Below are 22,510 nucleotides of genomic sequence, written 5' to 3' on the forward strand. Positions count from 1 at the left end.
CAGAGTCCAGAAGGAGGTGACTTATATCATGGCAGAAATCATCAACAAGTATGAAACGATTTTTGTAATCGATTCAACCAAAACTGAGGATGAGATTACGGCTTTGATCGAAAAGTTTAAGTCATTGATCGAAAAATACGGCGAGATTGAAAGTGTTGACGACTGGGGCAAACGCAGACTCGCATATCCGATCAACGATTTGACCGAAGGTTATTATGTTTTGGTCAACTTTAAATCAAAACCTGATTTTCCCGCCGAACTCGAACGTGTTTACGGAATCACAGATGGTATCATCAGAGATATCGTTGTAAAGCGTGAGGAGGATTAGTCTATGATTAATAAAGCAATATTAATGGGCAGACTCACACGGGATCCCGAACTGCGGCATACGAGCTCGGGAACACCGGTTTGCAGTTTCAGCATTGCCATTGACAACGGATATGGCGACAAACGGCAAACCGATTTTATTAATTGCGTCGCATGGAACAAAACCGCTGAATTTGTCAGCAATTATTTTTCCAAAGGGAAAATGATTATTGTAATTGGCCGGATTGCGACGCGGACTTGGGAAGGTCAGGACGGCAAAAAGAATTATGCCACGGAGGTAGTAGCCAGCGAAGTAAGCTTTGGAGAGAGCAAACGCAGCCAGGACGGCAGCTCCTATCAGCCGGGTTCCGGCGCAGATATGGCTCAATCCGCACCCTCAGTGCCAGAAGCACCCGCTGTGCCCTCCTATCCGGGAACAGCCGCAGAGGATGCATTTACCCCTCTGCTTGATACCGATGATGATCTTCCGTTTTAATTTGATTTAAAGGAGGCGAATCAAAATGGCTGAAGAAAGAAGAACAGAGCGTCCCAGAGCCAGACGCGCAAAAAGAAAGGTTTGCGCTTTCTGCGCGGATAAAGTGGATTACATTGACTACAAGGACGTTGCAAAACTGAGAAGATATGTAACAGAGCGTGCAAAAATTCTTCCTCGGAGAATTAGCGGTTGCTGCGCAAAACACCAAAGACAGTTGACTGTCGCAATTAAGAGAGCAAGACAGATCGCTCTGCTGCCTTATACTTCTGACTAAACAGTAGCAAATTGACAGCTCCCACATTTGTGCGGAGCTGTTTTTCTTTTTCTTCCTCTTTCACAAAGCTTTTTTGATATTTTTTTACTTTACCTCTTTACAAATGCTTCATTTTATTATAAACTATATAAGTTAAATTGGATGAAAGCTGAATTTGATCAGGAGCAAACAGCTCTGTTATTATATTCAAAACAGAAATAGAAATGGAGGTTCTTTTTATATGTATCGCAAAGTATCAACTGATCTTTCCTTTGTAGACCGCGAAAAAGAAGTGATCGATTTCTGGAAGAAAAATGATATATTTAAAAAGAGTATGAAAAACCGCGAAGGTGGAGAGAATTTTACCTTTTTTGACGGTCCCCCGACTGCCAACGGGAAACCGCACATTGGTCACGTTCTTACCCGTGCAGTCAAGGATTTAATCCCCCGGTACCGCACCATGAAGGGCTATCATGTTCTTAGAAAAGCCGGCTGGGATACACACGGTCTTCCGGTCGAGCTGGAGGTGGAAAAATCACTGGGTATCAGCGGAAAACCGGAAATTGAAAAGTATGGCATTGAGGACTTTATCAAAAAATGTAAAGACAGCGTTTTTACCTATCAGAGCGAATGGGAAGAAATGAGTGAGCGCGTTGGTTTTTGGGCCGATATGGATAATCCGTATGTAACCTATCATAACGACTATATCGAATCCGTTTGGTGGGCTCTGCGTCAAATATGGGATAAAGGCCTATTGTATAAAGGTCATAAAATCATGCCATACTGTCCCCGCTGTGGCACCTCCTTGTCCAGCCACGAAGTCGCACAGGGCTATAAAGACGTGAAAGAGAATTCCGTTATTGTGAAATTTCCTATTGTTGGCAGGAACGGAGAATATCTCCTGGCGTGGACTACCACCCCTTGGACACTGCCGTCCAATGTTGCACTCTGTGTCAATCCATCAGAAACCTATGTGAAAGTTCAAGCAGAAGACGGCATCTATATTCTGGCAGAAGCACTGGTCAAAAGCATTTTTGGTGATCAGGATGTCTCGATTCTTGAAAAATATATTGGAACCGACCTGTGCGGTATGGAATACGAGCCGCTTTATACCTTTATTCAACCGGACAAAAAGGCATATTACGTCATTGCGGACAATTACGTCACCATGGAAGACGGTACCGGAATTGTACATATTGCGCCTGCGTTTGGTGAAGACGACTCTCGTGTGGGGAAGGAAAACGAACTTCCCTTTATCAACCATGTCAATACCCAGGGCAAATTTATTGACTGTACTGGTGATTGGAGTGGTTTGTTTGTCAAAGATACAGACAAGCTGATTATCCGGGATTTAAAAGAAAGAAACCAGTGTTTTGCTGTTGTACCGTTTGAGCACAGCTATCCATTCTGCTGGCGCTGTGATACTCCGCTTCTGTACTACGCGTGTGATACCTGGTTTATCAAAATGACCGCTGTCAGAGATCAACTGTTAAAAAACAATGATACTGTAAACTGGCTGCCGGATAATATTAAACACGGCCGTTTCGGCAATTTCCTGGAGAATATCATCGACTGGGGTCTTTCTCGTTCCCGGTATTGGGGAACACCTCTTCCCATCTGGGAGTGCAGCTGCGGACACAGACATGTTGTGGGCTCTATTGCAGAACTGAAAGAGATGGGCATTAACTGTCCGGAAGATATAGAACTTCACAAACCCTACGTTGATCAGGTGAAGCTTCGCTGCCCCAAATGCGGCGGTGAAATGACCCGAGTCAGTGAAGTCATCGACTGCTGGTTTGATTCGGGATCTATGCCCTTTGCCCAGTGGCATTATCCCTTTGAAAACAAAGAAATGTTTGAAAACAATTTCCCGGCTGATTTTATCAGCGAAGCAGTTGACCAAACCAGAGGCTGGTTCTACACTTTGATGGCCATTGCCACTCTGCTGTTCGATCAAGCTCCATATAAGAACGTGATTGTCCTTGGTCATGTACAAGATGATAAAGGCGTAAAAATGAGCAAACACAAGGGCAATGTCATTCTGCCCATGGATATTTTAAATGATCAGGGAAGCGATGCCGTACGCTGGTATTTCTATTCCAATTCAGCGCCATGGCTGCCGAACCGTTTCTCTGCAAAAAACGTTTCCGAATCCCAGCGCAAATTCCTGGGCACACTTTGGAACACCTACGCATTTTATGTACTTTATGCAGAAATTGACCAATTTGATCCCACGAAACATCAGCTTGATCTTAACAAGATATCTGTTTTAGACCGCTGGATTTTATCCAAACTGAATCATGTCATTGACACGGTTGATCGAAACCTTGCGGCCTATAAAATTACAGAAGCCACTCGTGCCATTACAGAATTTACGGATGAGCTAAGTAACTGGTATGTTCGCCGTTCCCGCGCCCGGTTCTGGGCCAGTGAAATGACAGACGACAAAATCAGTGCATATATGACTCTTTATACAGCATTGGTTGAATTTGCAAAAGTTTGTGCACCGTTCATTCCCTTTATGACCGAACAAATTTATCAGAATCTTGTTTTATCAGTGGATACATCGGCACCAGAGAGCATTCATCTGTGTGATTTCCCGAAGGTACGGGACGAATTTTTCGCTCCGGAAATTGAGCGGGATATGGATGCAGTGCGAAAGATTGTAATGCTGGGTCGAGCATGCAGAAACGAAGCCAATATCAAAAATCGCCAGCCGCTGCAAAAACTGTTTGTGCAGAGTGCCGTTCCGGTCAATGCCGCGTATGAGCACATCATTTTGGAAGAGCTGAATATCAAAGAAGTGGAGTTCACCGAAAATGCCGGAAGCTTCATCAGCTATCATTTCAAACCCCAAATGCGTACGCTGGGACCGAAATATGGAAAATTGATGCGCCCCATTTTCGATGCCATTGCCGAGATGGACGGCGAAAAGGTCATGGAACAGCTCAACAGTGGTGAACCACTGATACTGACAGTGGATGGTACCGAAGTTTCGCTGGAAAAAGATGATATCCTTGTAGAAACACTGCAAAAGGACGGCTTTGTATCAGACAGTGACGGCGGCTTTACGGTGGTTCTGGATACCAATCTTACGGACACTTTGATTGAAGAAGGCTTTGTCCGCGAATTTATCAGCAAGGTGCAAAATATGCGTAAAGACAGCGGTTTTGAAGTCATGGACCACATCCGTATCCAATTTGGGACTAATGCCAAAATTGCGCAAATCACCGCCGCAAATGCGGAGGAAATCCAAACCCAGTTGTTGGCGGAATCGATAGAGGAAACGTCACAGCTTCCTGATACAGCCGTGGAATGGAACATTAACGGCGAAAAAGTTTCTATCGCAATTCAAAAAATATAACAATTTTTAATGACAACTACAAAAGGAATGCTTTGTTTTAAGAAAGCATTCCTCAGCGTGTCGATACTTTATCGACACGCTGGCAGATGCCAAAAAAGGAAGTTAGATTTTCCGCAATCGCTTTCGTCGGCGTACAAAGGTACGGTAGAGAGCGATTGCGGGAAAAGCAAGCAATGACGCCGGTTTCTCGATGAATCCGGCGTCATTTTATACGACAACATAAAGTTTATGAAAAGGAAGCACATTTTGCTTTTATCATCTCGCTTGCGGTATAACGACTTTTTCGACAGTCTGAGGCATGCTATGTTTTAAGAAAGCATGCCTTTTGTCCGCTTCTAATCCAATTATGATAAAATAGCAGCAACAATTCTATGACAAATCATTTATATATGCTCAAGGAATCCATGTCAATGATCTCACAGCAGCAACATATAACTCTCTTTTATCTATACAAAAAAGGCCCAGCGTATACTGAACCTTTTTAGATAGCTTAAACAAAATTATTTTAAAATCAGAAGTAAATTTAATATTGACATAACGCTCATTATGCGGTAAGATGAAGCCATATACCGGGAAAGGAGGCATTTCTTATGGAAAACTGGGTTGAAGAACCAAAGGTGATTGTCAATGGTGAAGAACGGCATATTGTAGTTCATATCCAAACATTACCCTCACCTATTCTGTGCGCACAGGCACACTCCCATAGTTATATCGAAATGCTGTACTGCCTGGAAGGAACCCACGAGATCCTTTTAAACTGGAAATCCTATATCTTTTCCGAGGGTGATATGGTATTGATCAACTCCAAAGAAATTCACCAGATTAAAGCAATATCTCATGGAATCAGCAGCTATATCGTTGTACGTTTTGATCCAGAATTGCTCTATACCTCCTATCAAAACGCTTTTGAGCTGAAATATATGCTTCCCTTTACTTTGAATGAGCATACACCGCAAAAGGTCTTCCATGCCGAGGAAATTAAAAATACTTTCCTTCCTGGGCTTTTCCATGAACTTCTGGAAGACTACAGCAAGCAGCCATATTGCTTTGAATTTGCCCTTCGCACCAACATCTGCCGTATTTTCCTCTGGATACTGCGATATTGGAATCAAAGCGGTCTAATTCTTCACAGCGCTATAGAGGACAGCGGCCTTTTGAAACAATTTCAAACTGTTCTTGATTATCTCAACAAACACTATGATCAGGATATCACTGCGGCTGAAATGGCAGATTTTTGTCATATGAGTTACAGCTACTTTTCCCGTATGTTTAAAAAAGTAGTGCACCGCAGCTTTCGGGAATATCTGAATTATATTCGGATCTCCAAATCTGAATTGTTGCTTGCTACCACAAATCTTAGTATTACAGAAATTGCAATGCAAACCGGCTTTTCCACAAGCAGTTATTTCATTCAGCAGTTTAAATTTTATAAAAAAATTTCTCCCAAACAATTCAGAAAAAAATTTATTGCCATCGAACCAGCAACCAAACTCAATCAGGGAATGGAATAACCCTATTCCGTTCCCTTTCTTTTCGGCCGAAGCCGAAGATACCTTCAAGATGCATTTTTGATCTGCAACCGCAGTTTATCGGCAATCATGGCAATAAATTCCGAATTGGTTGGTTTCCCTTTAGAGTTAGCTATGGTATAGCCAAAAAAGGAATTAAGAACATCCGTGTCTCCTCGATCCCATGCTACCTCAATCGCATGTCGGATAGCGCGTTCCACCCGGCTGGGTGTAGTATTAAAATCTTTTGCGACGGTAGGATACAATTCCTTGGTGATGGAATTGATAATATCCAGATCATCTACAGCCATCATAATGGCATGCCTTAAATATTGGTAGCCTTTGATATGTGCCGGTATCCCAATTTCATGTATTATCTCTGTGACCATGGTTTCCATATCTGCGGAAGTTGTTTTTCCAGAGAGTGCTCGTACCGCGCCAGCATTGTGACCTTCCCGAAGCATCTTCTCACCCTCCGTTCCAAACATGCAGACTCTCCGGATCAAAACATCAAAATCTACCGGCTTAAGCATAAAATACTCTGCGCCAAGAGCAATTGTTTTAGCAGCAATGCTGTCGTTTAACACTGCACTAACCATCAAAATTTTCGGCATCTCTTTTAACTTAGCATTCTGTAAACGCTCTAACACCCCAATTCCGTCAAGGTTCGGCATCACCATATCCAAAATCAATACATCCGGCTCCGTCATTTTCACCATACTGACCGCTTCCAAACCGTCATAGGCACATCCTACAATTTCAATTCTGCTCTCGCGCTTCATATACTCGCAGAGAATCCCCACATATTCTCTGTTATCATCCGCAATTACTACCCGTATTTTCTTATTCTCTTTTTCCTGCATTTTTTGCACTCCTTTGTCTTTTTCAAGTTTCATTTTGCTTTCTGACAAGATTATAAACTTAATTTACAAATTTTGTCAATAGTTTTTTGGAAAAAAATTGGAAATTTTTAACATTTATTTCCATTTTAAACTTTTTGAACAAAATTCGACTTTTTCTGACAACACCACAAGATATTGTAACATGTAAAAGGAAAAAGGTCAATCTCTATTGATAAAAAGAAACGTCCGTAGCACATGGCAGTTTCGGATTTACACGGACGTTTCTTACTGTAACTTTATCTGTCCATTACGTCCGGCGAAAAAGTAAGGTGCTTAAACTAAATCTTAATATGTTCAATAAAAGTAACAAAGACTATGGCTATCTCTTTAAACGGTTTAAATGATTTCGTTATCAAAAGACAGCATAGTGGCTTTTGAGATTTGTCTAAAATTTTCTCTGAAAAAAATTTTTTAGAATTAAAACGTTTTAAAAAATCTAGCATTAAAAATTATTATTCTACTCTCTAATTTCTGCCCAAGAAGTGGCATAGCGTAAAAATAGAACTTGCAATCGGACATCAATGATACCCATTACAAGTTCTGTTCATTTGCTTAAAGTGAACGCTATAGATGCCATCCTGTGCTTTTCAAGGCTCCCGCAAAACCGCAGGTTTTGTGGGACTAAGGAGGAACGACAGAGCGGGTAACTAATTTTTCTGCATAGAAAAATCGGAACGGAGCATAGTCCGTTCCGACGTGGTTAAAATGAACGATATAGATGCCAGCGCATTCTTATTTCATATCAATTTGCTTATAATTTCATTGACTTGTTTTTTACCTTTTAATACTACTGTTTTTTGTTCATATTGGTTTAAAATTTTCTTATTCCGACTTATGTCGATAATAGTATAGCACAAATTCACTAAATAATCAATAAGGAGTAATAATATTATTTATTATTCTATTGTAATGTTCTATTTGTTTTTTCCCTTTTATGTTTCGGCACACTCCTTTTTATATTTTTCTAAGAGTACCATGTTTTTTATTTATTAGCCACTAAAATACATTTTTTAAACACCATTTTTTACATTATATCATCACTATTGACAGGGGTCACTTCATATCAACATCAGTATTCTAATGTGCGTTATAACTTGATTAATCATACAAATGTAACTTTTTCACAGAAAAATTTGTAGGTGTAACCTTTTGAAAATAAACCTACAAGTGTAACAAAACAAGAAAAGGTAATTTCTAATGTGTTATTTTCAAACCCATATAAATAAATGAGAGGGGGCTTTATATAGCTCCCTCTCATTTATTTATTTTTCCAACAGCCGCTGCAAAATAGCCGCTGTTTCTGCACGAGTGGTATTACCCTGCGGATTCAGCTTGTTTTCATCTGTGCCGGAAATTAAGCCTGTTCCGACTGCCCATTCCATATTTCCGTAAGCCCAGTCTGCCACTAAGCTTTCGTCTGTAAAATTGGAAAGGTCGCCTTGTGTGCCAATCATTTTCTTGTAATTTGCATAGCGGTTTATAATCGCCGCCATTTCCTCTCTGGAAATTAACTTGTCAGGCGCAAATTCTGTCTCGGAATATCCTTTTACAATCTGCGCACTTGCCGCCCAGCGTACTGCCTCTCCATAATATGCAGACTCGTCAACGTCCTTAAATGTCATCAAGTAGTTTACAACGGGTTTATTTTCTATCCGCCACAGTACTGTCACCAACATACCGCGAGTGATAGGCTCGTTCGGCGAGAAGGTTGTTTCTGTTGTACCGCTGAACCACCCATTTTTCACTGAATCCTTTACTTCATTGTAGAACCAGTCGTCGTCTGATACATCGTTAAAGGGGTTTTCCCATTCGTCGGGTTCTGCTGGGTCAGTAGGATCGGTCGGTTCCCCTTTTTCTTCTGTCCATTTTGCATACAGCGTGATATTTTTTGTCACTTTCGTATCAAAATCATACGCTGTCGCGCATTCCTTATCGGTAAACCAGCCTTCAAAGGTGTATCCTTCTTTGGTAGGATCCTCCGGCTTAACAACAGTAGAGTTTTTATTTACTTTTATGCTGTCAATTTTGCTTCCGCCCTGTGTGTCAAAGGTTACGGTATATGATGTTGTGACGGAACTACCGCCGCCACCGCCGCCGGATGAACCACCGCCCGAACTCTTCACCGTAACGGTTGTGGTCACTGTGCCGCTGCCGGAATAATTTTCGCTGCCATCGCCGCTAAAGTTATTGTAAGACAAATTTACAGTATATGTCCCTGTGCTTTTAGAAACCTCATCTAAGCTCTCTATCACATTTCCTTTTGCATCCTTGATTGACTCTATCTGTGCATTTGCACTCAAGCTTTCTTCACCAAGCATACCGCTTAAAGTATATAGAGAATGTATGGATATCTCATTATTTTTGTAGACAGTTATATTTTTGCCTTCCACCTTAAGTATTGCAGGGGTAACTGTTAGGGTTCCCACTGCCTTTGTAATTTCATAATTACCGGTAATGTCTGTGCCGTCTGCATTTTTAATCATAACCGTCTCTATTTTATTTTCACAGCTGCCTGTATTCGTAATTGTGCTGTCAGCTGTCATGGTAACATCAATCTTTTGTGTGTCATTTACAAGACCTTCCTGCGTATATTCCACAGAAACCAGCGGTGCTTTATCATAGACTTTGCTGGCACTTGCTGCCGTGATTGTAATTGGTTTTGGAGTTATCTTTACCTTGCATTCATTGGTGTTAACCCGTGCTACATAACCGTTCTGCAAGAATTCCAGTGTACAATAATATATCCCGCTGTCTGTGACATTCTGGACCGAATAGATATTGTATGCCTCGCCGTTAACCGGCACAAAGATATCGCTGCCTTCTGCTTTAAAGTACCACTGATAACGCTCCACCTGCAAAGGCTCCGCCAAATCAAAGGTAACGGCATGACTTTCTCCGTCATAAACACCTTCATATCCCTGTGGGGTAATTGCCGCCGCTTTCCAGCGGGCATAAAATGTTTTGTCGCCAATATCCATATCTGTTATTTCGGTTACTGCAACACCCTCTAACCGTTCGTTATCGTACCAGCCAACAAACTCAAATCCCTCACGGAGTATTTCGGCTTTGCCAGGTAAGACCAGTCCTTGTCCGTAAGTATACTGTGTATCGGGAATCTCGCTGCCGCCGTTTTCTTCATAGACCACTTGATATGTCTCAGCTTCCCACACAGCGTAGAGTGTAACGTCCGCGTCTGTTTCATACAAATCGCTCGCAATATACTCAGGAACATCCGCATTCTCGACAGAAGACCATCCGAGGAAGATATAGCCGTTTCTTACAGGAACAGCATCGGAAATTACTGCCGGTATGCCATGCTGTTTGATGGCTCCATCGGGAAGTCCGCCCACATAGTCGAACGTCCCCGCCTTATAGGTAATGGAGTATACATCCTGACCGATACCGCGGATGGTTATCGTCTGCGGTTCGCCGATCTGCGAAATTGTGTATGTATAAGCATTTCCCTCGTTACTGTCAGTCGTGAGCTGTATGCCGTTTGCCAAAACTACCATTGCCGCCGCGTCAAAACCTTCCGATACCGTAACGGTAAAGGTAAAGCTTCCGCCGTACATAACCTCGGTGTCATCCGCCGCAGTTATTGTATACTCAGCCGTATTAGAAGGCAGAGTTATGGTATAGCTGCTCATATCAAATTTTGCGTCAAGCGTTAGATTACCCAATACGGTATGATTTTCAAAATCCCATTCAGTATCGCCGTTAAACCATCCGGCAAACACATGCCCTTCTTTAGAGGGGGTAACAGGCCGCTGCAATTTTGCACCGTACATTGCCTCTGTACTGCGATAAAGTTCACCGTCTACAAGATATTCTACTGTATAGATCTCCTTTTCTACACCTTCGACAAAGATCATACAATCCGAGGTGATATTCTTTATTGTGTAATGATAGTCACGTCCGGCAATCGTTGGTGTAAGCACAATTCCATTTGCCGTAACGTGGATATTTTCCGCGCTGTAGTGTTCAGCAACACTTACAGTGAAAGCATAGTTGCCGCCAAAGGGGACTGTTTCACTGCTTTCGGAAGTGAACGTAAAGCCCTCGCTGAAAACAGGCGGTGTCACTGTAAAATTCTCACCCAAGAACACGGCATTCAGCGTTAAATTCCCGGTCACCCTGTCTTGCGCGAAGTTCCAACGCTTGTCGCTGTTATACCAGCCATCAAACACACATCCGTCTTTATACGGCGGTGTAATTTCGTCAAGCAAGCTGTTGTAGTTTGCCTGCACCACCCTGTATATCTTGTTGTCTGCCATAAAGGTTACTGTACAAACAGCCAGTTTCCACTGTGCATAAAGCGTTACGTCAGCATTTATCGTATACTCGTCGGAAGGTTGGTAGCGAGTTCCGCTTCCATCCTGCAAAGTGTTCCAACCGGTGAACACATATCCCTCTCTCTGTGGTATGTTTGCAGATAAGACAAGCGGTACGCCATACTGTTTCTGTTGTGAATTAGGCATCTGCGAAACCGGATCCGAGGTGTTTGCGTCATAACTTGCGGTATATGTATTTGCTTCCCATTTTGCATATAAAACAAACGCACCTATGACAGGAATATCAAAGTTATACATCTTTGTTGTCTCTTTATCTGTATACCAGCCGCAGAACTTGTATCCATCATTTGTTGGTGGTTCGGGTTCTGTGAGCAGCTGCCCGTCCTCAACGTTTACGATGGTGTAAATATTTTCACCGTTTACAAAAACGATGTCAAACCGTTCTTTCTCAACAACTGAAATTGAAATGACAGGCTGAGATTTCACTTGATGGATGGTATAGGTATAGCTGTTTCCGTCCTGCACACCATCAAGCGGCTGTCCGTTCACATATACGTTTGGTGTGGCGGTTTTATATCCTTCAGCCAGCGTCACAGTAAACTGCACATCCTGGCCGTAGTTAACCGTCTGTGACTGCGGCGTCACTGTGTATCCTGTGCCATCTGTTAAAATCACTGTGAATCTGACGGGCAAGACGTCATGCACCGTGATATTGCTATTACTTGTAACATTTTTCAGCACATAAGAGTACACATTGCCTTCTACCGACGAAAAGCCAAGCGCCATACCGTTTGCGCTTACAATCATACGCTCTGCTGTATAACCTTCGTGGATTGTGATGGTAAACGCTACCTCACCGCCGTAGCCGACCGTCTTCTGCGCGCCCGGCTCCGATACCGTATACCCCTCGCCTGATTCAGGAAGGATTACCGTAAAGCTCTCGCCATTCCACACAGCGTAGAGGTCTAATGATTTGTTTTCAGTATATTGATACTCTTTTCCAGCTTCATACTTTACCGCACCGTCTGGAGTTTCCGCCCAGCCTAAGAAACGGTAACCCGTCCGCATCGGAATTGTCCTGCTCAGTGTAAGCGGTACATTTTCAACCTTGTTCTGCGGCGCAGGCATTCCGTATACCGCATCCTTCGCGTTACCATGGTAGGTTACCATGTACTCGCCCAGCCTTGTCCAAACGGCATAGATCGTGGTGTTTCCAAATATCTCAATCTCCCCGCCTGAGGCATATGTTTGCCCGCTGCCATCCGACTGTGTGTTCCAGCATGCAAAGCTATAACCGTCCTTGGATGGCACAGCATCACTAATCTGCATCGTAACGCTGTCAGCACCGCCTGTAAGCTTTTTCGTCTGGCTTGGCGGTGCGCCGCTGCCGCCGTTTGCATCATAGGAAAGTGTATAGCTGTCGTTTTCGGAAATTACCGCATAAAGATAGACTGTCGCTCCGTCTGTGCCGGTAAGTCCGGTTGTGATTTCCTGCCCGTCGGTATAGTAAACCGTACTGCTGCCCGGTGCGGTTGACCACCCCGCCAGGTGATAACCTTCAGGTGTAACAATCCCTAGTTCTTCTCCTGTATACAGGTTAAACGGAACCCCAAACTTGGCACTCTGCTCGCTATTTAGCTGTTCGTCTCCGTTGATATATACGATCTTATAGGAAACAGGAATCCAATAGGCGTAAGCCTCAAGCGTCTGACTCTCGTTGTCCCATGGGGCAGAGGCGTATCTGCCGCTGACCTTCATATTCTCATCGAACAGAATTTCACCGTGTCCGTCCTTTTCCGTATAATAACCGCCGAATGTATATCCGTATCTTTCAGGCATCCGCAGCCCCTGGTCAGACAGCATAGAATCATATTTAACCGAAATGGTTGTGCTGCCACCTGCGCCGCCTTCTGCATTTAAAACAATGATTGTCTCAGCCGTTTCCCATACAGCGTAAAGTGTGACAGTTTTGTTGTTCTCAGCCGTTAGGTTTTTAACCTGTGTCTTGTCATAGTACATCACTCCGTATTCAGGCACCGTTGTCCATCCGAGGAAACGATAGCCTTTTCTGATAAATGTATTTTCGGACAGAGTAACAGATGTGTCATATTTTGCACGTATGTCCACCATATCACCGCTGCCGTAATTTGCATCAAAGCTAATAGTGTATTCATTCTGTGCCCACACGGCGTAAAGCACGGTATCCGAAGTAATTGTAATCTGATCCCCTGCATGATATTTTGCCTCTTCTGCTGAAGCATTGTCCGCCCAACCGAGGAAGGTATAGCCTGTTCGCGTCGGCGTTTCGTTTTTAATTATTGCCAGATCGTTTTCGTCATAGCCAAAAATATCAACCGGCGCATCTATACCGTCGTTTCCGTTGTAAATCACATTAAAGGCCTCACTGCTTACAATTACGACGTCCGTTTTGGCTATGACGGTGAAGACATAGCTTCCGTTATCTCCCGGTGTTTCAACACCGTTAATGTAAACCTTAGGGGGCACATCACCGGTCACGGTAAAGCTCGCTGTATCGCCATAATAATAGGTATCACTGAGTCCGTTTACGGTATAGCCATCTGCCACGTTTTTCGTAATTGGATAGGAAATCTTTTCCCATACAGCATAGAGTACCGTGTCGCTCGCGGGCATAATCATGGGGTCGCTGGGCTGGACTTCAGCCGCCTGGGCATCCTGTGTTTTTGCCCAACCAAGGAAATAATATCCGACTCTTTCAGGCACAGCCTCGGTTATGGTAACCGTGCTTGCCGCAGGGGGATACACCTCCGGCACATAATAGCTGAACGCACCGCCGTTTGCATTGTATGACAACTGTGGATTCTTCTGCCACACCGCGTACAGCGTAACAAGGCTATTGCCCATTGTGAAACTGTCTGACGGCTGATATTCAGGTTCTGCCGCATCGCTCGACGTTGCCCAGCCCAAAAACGTGTAATTTGCACGGACGGGAAGCTGGTCGCTAAGCGCTATGGTTTCGTCTTGGTGAATCACCACCGGAGACGGTGCGCCGCTGCCTCCGTTTGCATCATAAGTAATCTGGAACTTGTCCTTTTCGAGCCACGCCGCATACAGATAGACCGTTTCGCCTTCTTTGGTTGCAAGACCTACACTGTAGTCGGTGTCTGCCATATACATTCCCCAGTTTTGCTCGTCATAGATATTCCAGCCGACAAAGTTATAGTGTTCTCTGGAAATTCCGAGCGCCTCTGCCGATGGAAGACGGAGTTTTCCGTACTCGACATCAGCTTGTATGGAAATATATTCGCCCATGCTGTAGAAGTGGATATTATAACGGATCGGTTTCCACTGTGCATACAGCGTAGTGTCCGAAGTCTTATCCCACAGGCTTGCGCTCGTGCCGTCATCATTGTAATATTTTTTACCGCCTTCTTCCTGGTCAAAATACCCCAAAAAGGTATAACCCGGTCTGCTCGGTTGTGTAATCCCCGGCATAGCTGCATCATAACTTGCGGTTAAAATTGTAGAACCGCTGCCGCCCATGGCGTTTAGCGTGACATTGCACGCAATTGGCTCCCATACAGCATAAAGAGTTATGTTACCCTTATCGATTAGGTTGGAAATACTCTGCTCGTCTGTATAGACAACTCCACTCTCTGCGGAGGTTGCCCACCCCTTAAATGTCCAGCCTTCTAATGCATATGTGTTTTTGCGAAGCGTTCCTTCCGTATCGTAAACAAATTGGCTGTCTTCCATAGTCCCTTCTATCTCATGAGTAGCTGAAGCAGGCTTATTTTTGTTATAGGTTATCGTATAGTTGTTTGCCGACCACTGTGCATACAACGTAGTTACGCTGGGAATATCATATTCTTTTGCACTGCTGCCGTCTGCGCTGTAGTACTGCGTACCACCCTGCTTTTCAGTAAAGTAGCCTAAAAATGTATAGCCTAATTTCTGAGGCATGGTGGCTGCGGGCATATCCTCTCCGAACGTTGCGGTAACCGTTGGTGTGCCCGAAGTTGTTGCACCGTTGCCGTCCAAGGTAACCGTATACTGGTTAGGGACAGCAGATGCCGTAATAACAATATCACCCTTGATTGCAGTACCAAAAATGGACAAATAGCCGTCGACACTATTGTAACTGTAATCCTGATTTACGACAATCGGTACGCCGCCCATAGTAACTGACACCGACTGCGGTAGGGAATATCCGGCATTTACCGAAAGTGTAGTATTGTAATCTGTGCCGTATTTTGCTGTAGTGTCGGTATTGCTTGATGTAATATTGGTCAGATTATTTGTAACCGACATCGTTTTATAATATTGCACCGTACCGACCTCGGGACTTCCCGAGTATGTATAAGCATTGCCGGCATCATCCGTCACCGTAAGTCCGGACACATTCTTCAGACTCACCGCACCACTCTTATCATGGTCGGGAAGCGTAAAGGTATATGTAACGGTATCTCCCGACACAGTTGCCTCCGATGACGTTGCAAAATCCGTTCCATCTATGGTAATGTCGGCGCTTCCGCTTGCAGAAATCTGCACCGCTTCGTTAAATTTTATTTCATAAGCGAGGGTGTCTCCGGCAATACAGATACCATTTTCCGGACCAGTAATATTCGTCGTGTTTAAGGATGCGCTTGAAAATGCCGGTGCTGTGGTATCGTGGAGGTAGCATTGCATTTCACAAATCCACGGTCTGCCGGCTAAATTTCCCCAGTTGGAAAACCAGAGCTGTATGTAGTCTGTACCAGCCGGTAAAACCGTGGTGCCGTCGTTTACATTTCCAGCATTTAGTTCTAGAACGTAGTTAGAATCATTCGCTCCGGCCTTGCCGTCTTTAAATTGGGTCTTCTTGATTTCTGCAAGCAAACTTCCGGATGCACTATAACACTCAGCTCGAATGGAAAAAAGGTGGTCGGAGCTCCAGCCTTGCAAATAATTTCTTGAAGAAGCGCTTATGGAAAGCTGTCCTAAATTTGCTCTTGTTTTATCTGCTTCAGACAGCTTTATCGTATAATACACGCCTTCGGTATACTTGTCTGTACCAAGATCTTCACCCTCTGCCGCACGGATACCTACACCGTAATCATCATGTTTCCAACCGACGGGGTACACGTTTTTGGCAATATTCCCCCATCCCTGCTCTGCCAGAGACTGCCCCTCTATAATGGGAGGAATCAAATTTTGCGTTTTCTGCCGATTGGTCCACATGCCGTCTGTGTTTGTTTCTGCATAGGCAGGGATAGCAAACATAGACGGCAGCATACACAGGACGATCGCCCATGCATAAAATCTTTGTTTTACTCTTCTCATTAAGCCATATCCTTTCTGTAAAAATTCTTTTTTTCGTGTAAATTTTCATTCATTTTCATTTCGAAGATAAAGCGCAAAAAGGCGAACTCCATCCGTTTTAAAACGGGCGGAATACGCCTTTGAAAATATAAAAATCATCCTCTTGACAGAGAAAATTTGCAAATTTATTTTGTATATATGTGAGATTATCGCACAGCTTCATACATATGTCAACCCCCTTTTTGTAACCATAAAAATCCATTTATATTATACTATAAAAACCCACATGTGTCAATGTTTTGTGACACTCTGACAGCTTTTTCTCAAGATATTTGTGCGAAGTGACTCGCCATAATTTTTAGGGTTTTAGATTTTATATAATACTTTCTAAAAAAATAATTTGAAAGAAAACAAAAGTGTTCATTTTAATAATTTCATTTTATTTGGAGCTATACTATAAAAGCAGACACGGATATGCATGATCTGTTATAATTAATTATACGCCAAAAAGGAGCCTTCTTATGGCATGTCTCCCCCCAATGTCGATGTGGAACTGTTTATTACCGTCTTTCAAAAAGCTTACGAAAACAAAACGTCCCCTATGGGCTGTTCCATTCAGATTGGGGAACAAAGTACACGTCCTTTATCTTTCCGGCTGCTTCTGGATTCTTTAAATATAGTGGCTTCATATATTGCTCTTTGGCAATGATATACCTAAACTGATTTTGAATTACTGATTTGTCCATAGCAAAATTCTTCTTTCTCTTTGATAATAGGATTATATAACAAATCAGCAAAAATTCTACTACACTAAACTTCTATCATATCTGCATGGCTGAGATACATGTCGGGCTCTGTTAATATTATTACACGGCATCTTTATGTTCTTAAATTGGCATGATCTTATGCTGGTTATTTTAACTCAAATTTGATTTATCATCAAATTCAGGATACAATAGAAACCATTTTCATTTTAGGAGGTTTCTATCATGAAACAAAAGTACACACAAAAGCAAAAATATGATGTTATTAAACGATATCTTGCAAGTGAGCAAGTTCTGTCTATTCACAAGCGAACAGGCATTCCTCGGTCAACAATTTATTCTTGGATAAGCGATTATAATTACAAACATCAGGTTAAAGATCATGCTATTAACTTAAAAGACTACAACGACCTTAAACGCAAATATGAGCGCAGTCAAATTATAATTAAAATCCTGCAATCTGCTTCTTGCTTAGCTACTGACTCGATAGACAACAAGTATTACGCCATTGAAGATATGTTATTAGAAGGATACAATGTCAATGTTCTTTGTGAAGCATTACGTCTTCCAAAGGGTACATATTACAACCGTAAACTTCGTGGTAAGAACGGTAACACACAAGCCAAGCAACGGAGAGATGAACTTAAGCCTGTCATAGAAGCAATTTATCAAGAAAGTAACCAGATTTATGGTCCATGTAAGATTGCTGCAGTTATGTATGACAGAGGTTATCACATTTCCCCAAACACTATTGCACGAATAATGCACGAAAATGGTTGGTTTAGTATTCGTGGTGGTGCAAAAGCACTATATGAAATGAATCAAAAACGCAAGGAAAATATCTTAAACCAACAATTCACAACCACTCGTCCAAACGAGGTCTGGGTTAGTGATGTAACCTACTACACATACAATCAGATGAGATATTTCATTTGTGCTATCATTGACCTATATGCTCGCAAGGTAGTTGCATGGAAAATTTCAAAAAAGAACAGCACTCAGCTTATAAGAAAAACCTTTATGGATGCGTATAGTTCACGAGAAATAACCGATAATCTTCTATTTCACTCCGACCAAGGAGGCAACTATGTATCGAAAACATTTATGAAACAATTGCAAGAATTAAATGTTCAGCAATCATTTTCAAGAGCAAGTACTCCATATGATAACTCTGTATGTGAATCTTTTTTCAGTAGTTTCAAGCAAGAAGAATTATACCGTCACGAATATAAAACTGTCGAGGAAATGAAACGCAGCATTAACAATTATATGATTTTCTACAATGAGAAAAGACCACACTCAATTATTCGATACCAGACACCCAATAAATTCGAAGCAAAATATTACGTTAAATTAAGACTTTTACAGGATGTAAATCTGGACGACAATAGTTCAAATCTATGATTTTTTCTGTTTTGATTTCAAAATCAGCCTTTTTTGAAAAAAGTGTACAGTATAAATTTTGTATGTTAAAATGCCCAAAACCTTCACAGATAAGGATTTGGGCATAAGAAAACACCTAATATTAAACACTTATGGTTCAAATATCAGGTGTTATTCATCTGGCTCCTCCAGTTGGACTCGAACCAACGACCCTGCGGTTAACAGCCGCATGCTCTACCAACTGAGCTATAGAGGAATATATTTAAAAATATTATATGCAAAAAAGAGAAAAATATGAAAATCTCTTTCCACATATTTTCAACAACAAATAATATTATACCAGATTATTTTAAATTGTCAAGTCTTTTTTTCGTCTGTTTGCCCTTTGTTTTTCAAAAGACAAACAGACGAAGTTATCCAAGTTTTAACTTATTTATTATTTCTCTGTTAACCACACCTGCATTTCCGTTTCTCCGCGATTTGCAAATGCAAAATATGGAATTAATTTTACAGGTATTTCCTCCCATTCATCCTGTGCAGGATAATAAAGCCGGTTATTTCCTCGTGTCTTAAAAGCATGGCCTACAAGCACAGGTAATATCCATTCTGATTCCTGCAGTTGATACTGAGCTGATGGGTTTAACCGTATTGCCGCCACATCGTCACCGTTGTCTATACCTTCTGCACAATAAACTACCGGGCCCCTCATAACCGCTATTTTTCCTGCATCCGCATGGACTCGTGCATTCGCACGATATGCAGTAACTGGCATTTCAAATGAAATGCGCACTTCTTCCTCGTGATTTTCGATTGGGATATATGCATATCCATTTTTCATCTCATATTCATGGTCTATGCTAAATTTTTTACACCAAAAAGGAATTCGTACTGCTACATATTTTTGCGGCACACAAAGCCGTAAAAATACCTCTCCGTTACAAGGATATTCCGTTTTCTGCTGTACTTGCATGTTGTCAACAGACATTTCTGATTCCATGTACTGATGCACATATAATACATCTTGATCATAAGTATACATATAATCCGCAATGGATGCGATAAATCGAATCAAATTGGGAGGACAACAGGAGCATTCAAAGACTTGTTCCCTTTGTGTTTGTGGAAAGCGTGCTTTTTCTTTCGTAGCCATATTAACATGATTAAAGTATGGGTCAACGGCCAGCGGATTTTCATAAAAGAACGAGACACCATCCATTGAAATACCTGATAAAATCCCATTATATATGGTTCGCTCCACAATATCTGCATACACCGCACGCACATCCGTTTGCTGGAATCGGCCTGCCGCCATAGCAAGCGCAATAGAAGCACAAGTTTCCGCATAAGCGGTACGATTGGGAAGATCATAATCAATGGTAAACGCTTCACCAAGATATGTGGATCCCACCCCGCCAGTGATATACATGCGTTTTTCAATTATATTTTGAAACATTCTCTGTGCGGCAGCCAAAAGCGTCTCATCGTCTGTTTCTGCCGCTATATCGATCATGGCACATAACAAATACAACGCGCGAACACAATGTCCCTCTGCCGTACTGCGCTGACGCAATGGGATATCATCCTGATTATATGTCATTTCCGTCCAATCAGACAAAACTTGATCAACCGTATTATTGCCATGTTCATCTACAAAAAATTGTGCCAGTGAAAGATAACGCCGTATTCCTGTCACATGATACAGCCGTACCAATGCAAGCTCTATTTCAGGATGTCCAGGCGTTACAAATGCCGCGCTTTTTTCTATTTTAAAAATACGCTCAATATAATCAGCGTATTGGCACATTGCATCCAAAAATTTTCTTTTTCCTGTTGCTTGATAATATGCAATTGCGGCCTCGATCAAATGCCCCGCACAATATAACTCGTGTTCCGACCGCAGCTTAAAACGCTGATCCTGCCGATGAACCAGAAAATGGCTATTAAAATATCCGTTTTCATCTCTATTTTTCAGAATATTTTCGATAGCTTCATCAATAATTTTTTCATACTCAGCAAGGTCGGTGTCATTCATTGCATACGCCACACCCTCAATCCATTTTGCAATATCAGAATCCCAGAAAATATGCGGCATATTGGCCTCTCCTTCCTTCCAGTCACACTGTAAGGCAGAAAAACGGTGTGTCTCACGAAACCGATCATAAACCGCACCAATGGTAACTTCTTTAATTAAATCCTGTTTTTTCTTCCAAAATCCGTTCTGGATCTGTATGTTTTGAAATGGTATTTGTTTCATTTTATATTTCTCCCCTAACCATAAAATACATGAAATAACGTTATTCATTGACTTTTCCTGCTTTTTATATTATAATGCATTTTGTAGAAGATACAATACCGAAATTCAGACAGAAAGTGTGAAAATCCGATATGATATATTTAGACCAACAACGATATTTCAGTTATGAAACAATGGGGGAATTTTGTTCCTGCGGGACATGGATTCATCCGTCCCGAAAACTATCCTTTCATGATTTGATTTTCATGTTGGAAGGTGTGCTATATATTGAGGAAGATGGTATCCCCTATACTGTTTTTCCGAATCAGGCTATTATTTTAGAAGCCAATCATGCCCACCGAGGATTATATGGAACGGACAAAACAGTACATATGTATTGGATGCATTTTAAAACCAATATGCCTGTTCCCTGCAAACTATACCAAGACAAGGAAAGTTATAATATCAAATTCTTGCTTAGGAAGTTGCTGCATATCGCAAATACGCCGACCTATCCGCAGTATGCATCTGATGCCGCAGCCTTGCTGATTTTTGAAGATTTATCTAACACCCCTGCGTTGATTCCCGGATCCGCACATGCTTTAACCGCAAAAATTACAGAATATATTCGTATGAATATTCATCTTCCGCTCACTATTGCCTCCATCGCTTCTTATTTTGGATATCACCCTGATCATATCAGCAAAATTTTTAAAAAATGCTGTGGAAAAGGACTCAAAGAATATATTGCAGACAAACGTATGGATTATATCAAAGGATTGTTGTTGACAACCAATTTATCAATTAAGCATATAGCGGCAGAAACCGGATTTTCACAGGAGAATGCATTAATAAAATTTTTTATTTATCATGAGAATCTTAGTCCCGCCCGCTTTCGGCATCAATATTATAATACACACATGAACCAAAAATAAAAAGAACTGTGTTCTACCAAAAACGGTAAAGCACAGTTCTGCTATTCAGCAATCAAAGCGCGGTTTAAAGTATCCTGCCAGCGCTGGACACGCCTGCGTTCCATAGGCGGCACACCTTCCAGAGGGTAAGGTATCCCTAATGTTTTGTACTTATTCACTCCCAGCGTGTGATATGGGAGAAGTTCTATTTTTTTGACCCGCGGCAATGCTTTTGCAGCAGCCCAAACCTCTCTGATATAGTCCAGATGATCATGAATTCCCGGAACAATTACTGCGCGAAGCCAAAGATCTACAGGATGCTCATATAGCTGGGGAATAAAATTCTCGTACGCTTCCATACTGCAGCCGGTAAGGAACTGATATTTTTCTGCATCCGTATGTTTAATATCCAAAAGCAGTAGATCGGCAAGCTCCAAGATTTCAGAAAAATCACCCTCTGCGCCTCCAGCGGTATCAATTGCTGTGTGAATTCCTGCATCTTTGCACAAACGAAGCATATCCGTCAAAAATGCTGGCTGAAGCAAGGGTTCGCCTCCAGAAAAGGTTACGCCTCCGCCAGAGCTTTCAAAATAGGGTCGAAATCTTAAAATTTTTTGAAACAGTTCCTGCGGTTCCGTCAACGTACCAGTGTTCAGCTGCCATGTATCTGGATTATGGCAAAAGCGGCAGCGCATTCTGCAGCCCTGCATAAATACTACATAACGGATACCAGGGCCATCCACCAGTCCCATACTTTCCACAGAATGAATATACCCTTTTGCCACCCCTTTTCCCCCTTTTTCTCTGCCAGCATT

The 22,510-nt window shown here is 42.2% G+C and carries 11 protein-coding genes and 1 tRNA gene; 7 read left to right on the forward strand and 5 right to left on the reverse strand.

Annotation, left to right across the window (positions count from 1 at the left end):
• Positions 1-37 precede the first annotated feature (37 nt).
• The 5 genes from rpsF (at position 38) to INF28_RS07795 (ending at position 5,930) form a co-directional block, all read left to right on the forward strand.
• A complete protein-coding gene (rpsF, locus tag INF28_RS07775; protein WP_226392929.1) occupies positions 38-328 on the forward strand; it encodes a 30S ribosomal protein S6 in 291 nt (96 codons plus the stop codon).
• Positions 329-331: 3 nt separating this feature from the next.
• Entirely contained in the window at positions 332-802 is a 471-nt protein-coding gene (locus INF28_RS07780) for a single-stranded DNA-binding protein (RefSeq protein ID WP_226392904.1), read from the forward strand.
• A gap of 25 nt (positions 803-827) precedes the next feature.
• Positions 828-1,076 carry a 30S ribosomal protein S18 gene (gene rpsR, locus INF28_RS07785; protein ID WP_226392905.1) on the forward strand — a complete coding sequence of 83 codons (249 nt, stop codon included), beginning with the start codon at positions 828-830 and terminating at the stop codon, positions 1,074-1,076.
• Between the two features lie 220 nt (positions 1,077-1,296).
• A complete protein-coding gene (gene ileS, locus INF28_RS07790) occupies positions 1,297-4,419 on the forward strand; it encodes an isoleucine--tRNA ligase (RefSeq protein ID WP_226392906.1) in 3,123 nt (1,040 codons plus the stop codon).
• Positions 4,420-5,009: 590 nt separating this feature from the next.
• Positions 5,010-5,930 (forward strand): helix-turn-helix transcriptional regulator, encoded by a 921-nt coding sequence (locus tag INF28_RS07795; protein ID WP_226392907.1) that lies wholly within the window; start codon positions 5,010-5,012, stop codon positions 5,928-5,930.
• A 44-nt stretch (positions 5,931-5,974) separates the two neighbouring features.
• On the opposite strand, the gene spo0A is transcribed toward INF28_RS07795, so the two are convergent.
• Complete coding sequence (gene spo0A, locus INF28_RS07800) at positions 5,975-6,823, reverse strand: sporulation transcription factor Spo0A (RefSeq protein ID WP_226392908.1); 849 nt, start codon at positions 6,821-6,823, stop codon at positions 5,975-5,977.
• Positions 6,824-8,091: 1,268 nt separating this feature from the next.
• The gene (locus INF28_RS07805) at positions 8,092-16,422 is read right to left on the reverse strand and encodes an InlB B-repeat-containing protein (protein WP_226392909.1); all 8,331 of its coding nucleotides are present in this window, start codon (positions 16,420-16,422) and stop codon (positions 8,092-8,094) included.
• A 968-nt stretch (positions 16,423-17,390) separates the two neighbouring features.
• Between INF28_RS07805 and INF28_RS07810 the strand changes: the two genes are divergently transcribed.
• A complete protein-coding gene (locus tag INF28_RS07810; RefSeq protein WP_226392910.1) occupies positions 17,391-18,569 on the forward strand; it encodes an IS3 family transposase in 1,179 nt (392 codons plus the stop codon).
• Between the two features lie 159 nt (positions 18,570-18,728).
• Here the strand turns inward: INF28_RS07810 and INF28_RS07815 are convergent.
• Positions 18,729-18,804: transfer RNA gene (locus tag INF28_RS07815), tRNA-Asn, on the reverse strand.
• A gap of 180 nt (positions 18,805-18,984) precedes the next feature.
• Entirely contained in the window at positions 18,985-20,802 is a 1,818-nt protein-coding gene (locus tag INF28_RS07820) for a glycoside hydrolase family 127 protein (protein ID WP_226392911.1), read from the reverse strand.
• 131 nt (positions 20,803-20,933) lie between these two features.
• Here INF28_RS07820 and INF28_RS07825 point away from each other — a divergent pair, with 131 nt between their 5' ends.
• Positions 20,934-21,716 carry a helix-turn-helix transcriptional regulator gene (locus INF28_RS07825; RefSeq protein WP_226392912.1) on the forward strand — a complete coding sequence of 261 codons (783 nt, stop codon included), beginning with the start codon at positions 20,934-20,936 and terminating at the stop codon, positions 21,714-21,716.
• 41 nt (positions 21,717-21,757) lie between these two features.
• Here the strand turns inward: INF28_RS07825 and pflA are convergent, their stop codons facing one another.
• Positions 21,758-22,480 (reverse strand): pyruvate formate-lyase-activating protein, encoded by a 723-nt coding sequence (pflA, locus tag INF28_RS07830; RefSeq protein ID WP_226392913.1) that lies wholly within the window; start codon positions 22,478-22,480, stop codon positions 21,758-21,760.
• Between the last annotated feature and the right edge of the window lie 30 nt (positions 22,481-22,510).

Origin of the sequence: Ructibacterium gallinarum, from assembly GCF_014982785.1 — a bacterium.
In the GTDB taxonomy this organism is placed as follows: domain Bacteria; phylum Bacillota; class Clostridia; order Monoglobales; family Monoglobaceae; genus Ructibacterium; species Ructibacterium gallinarum.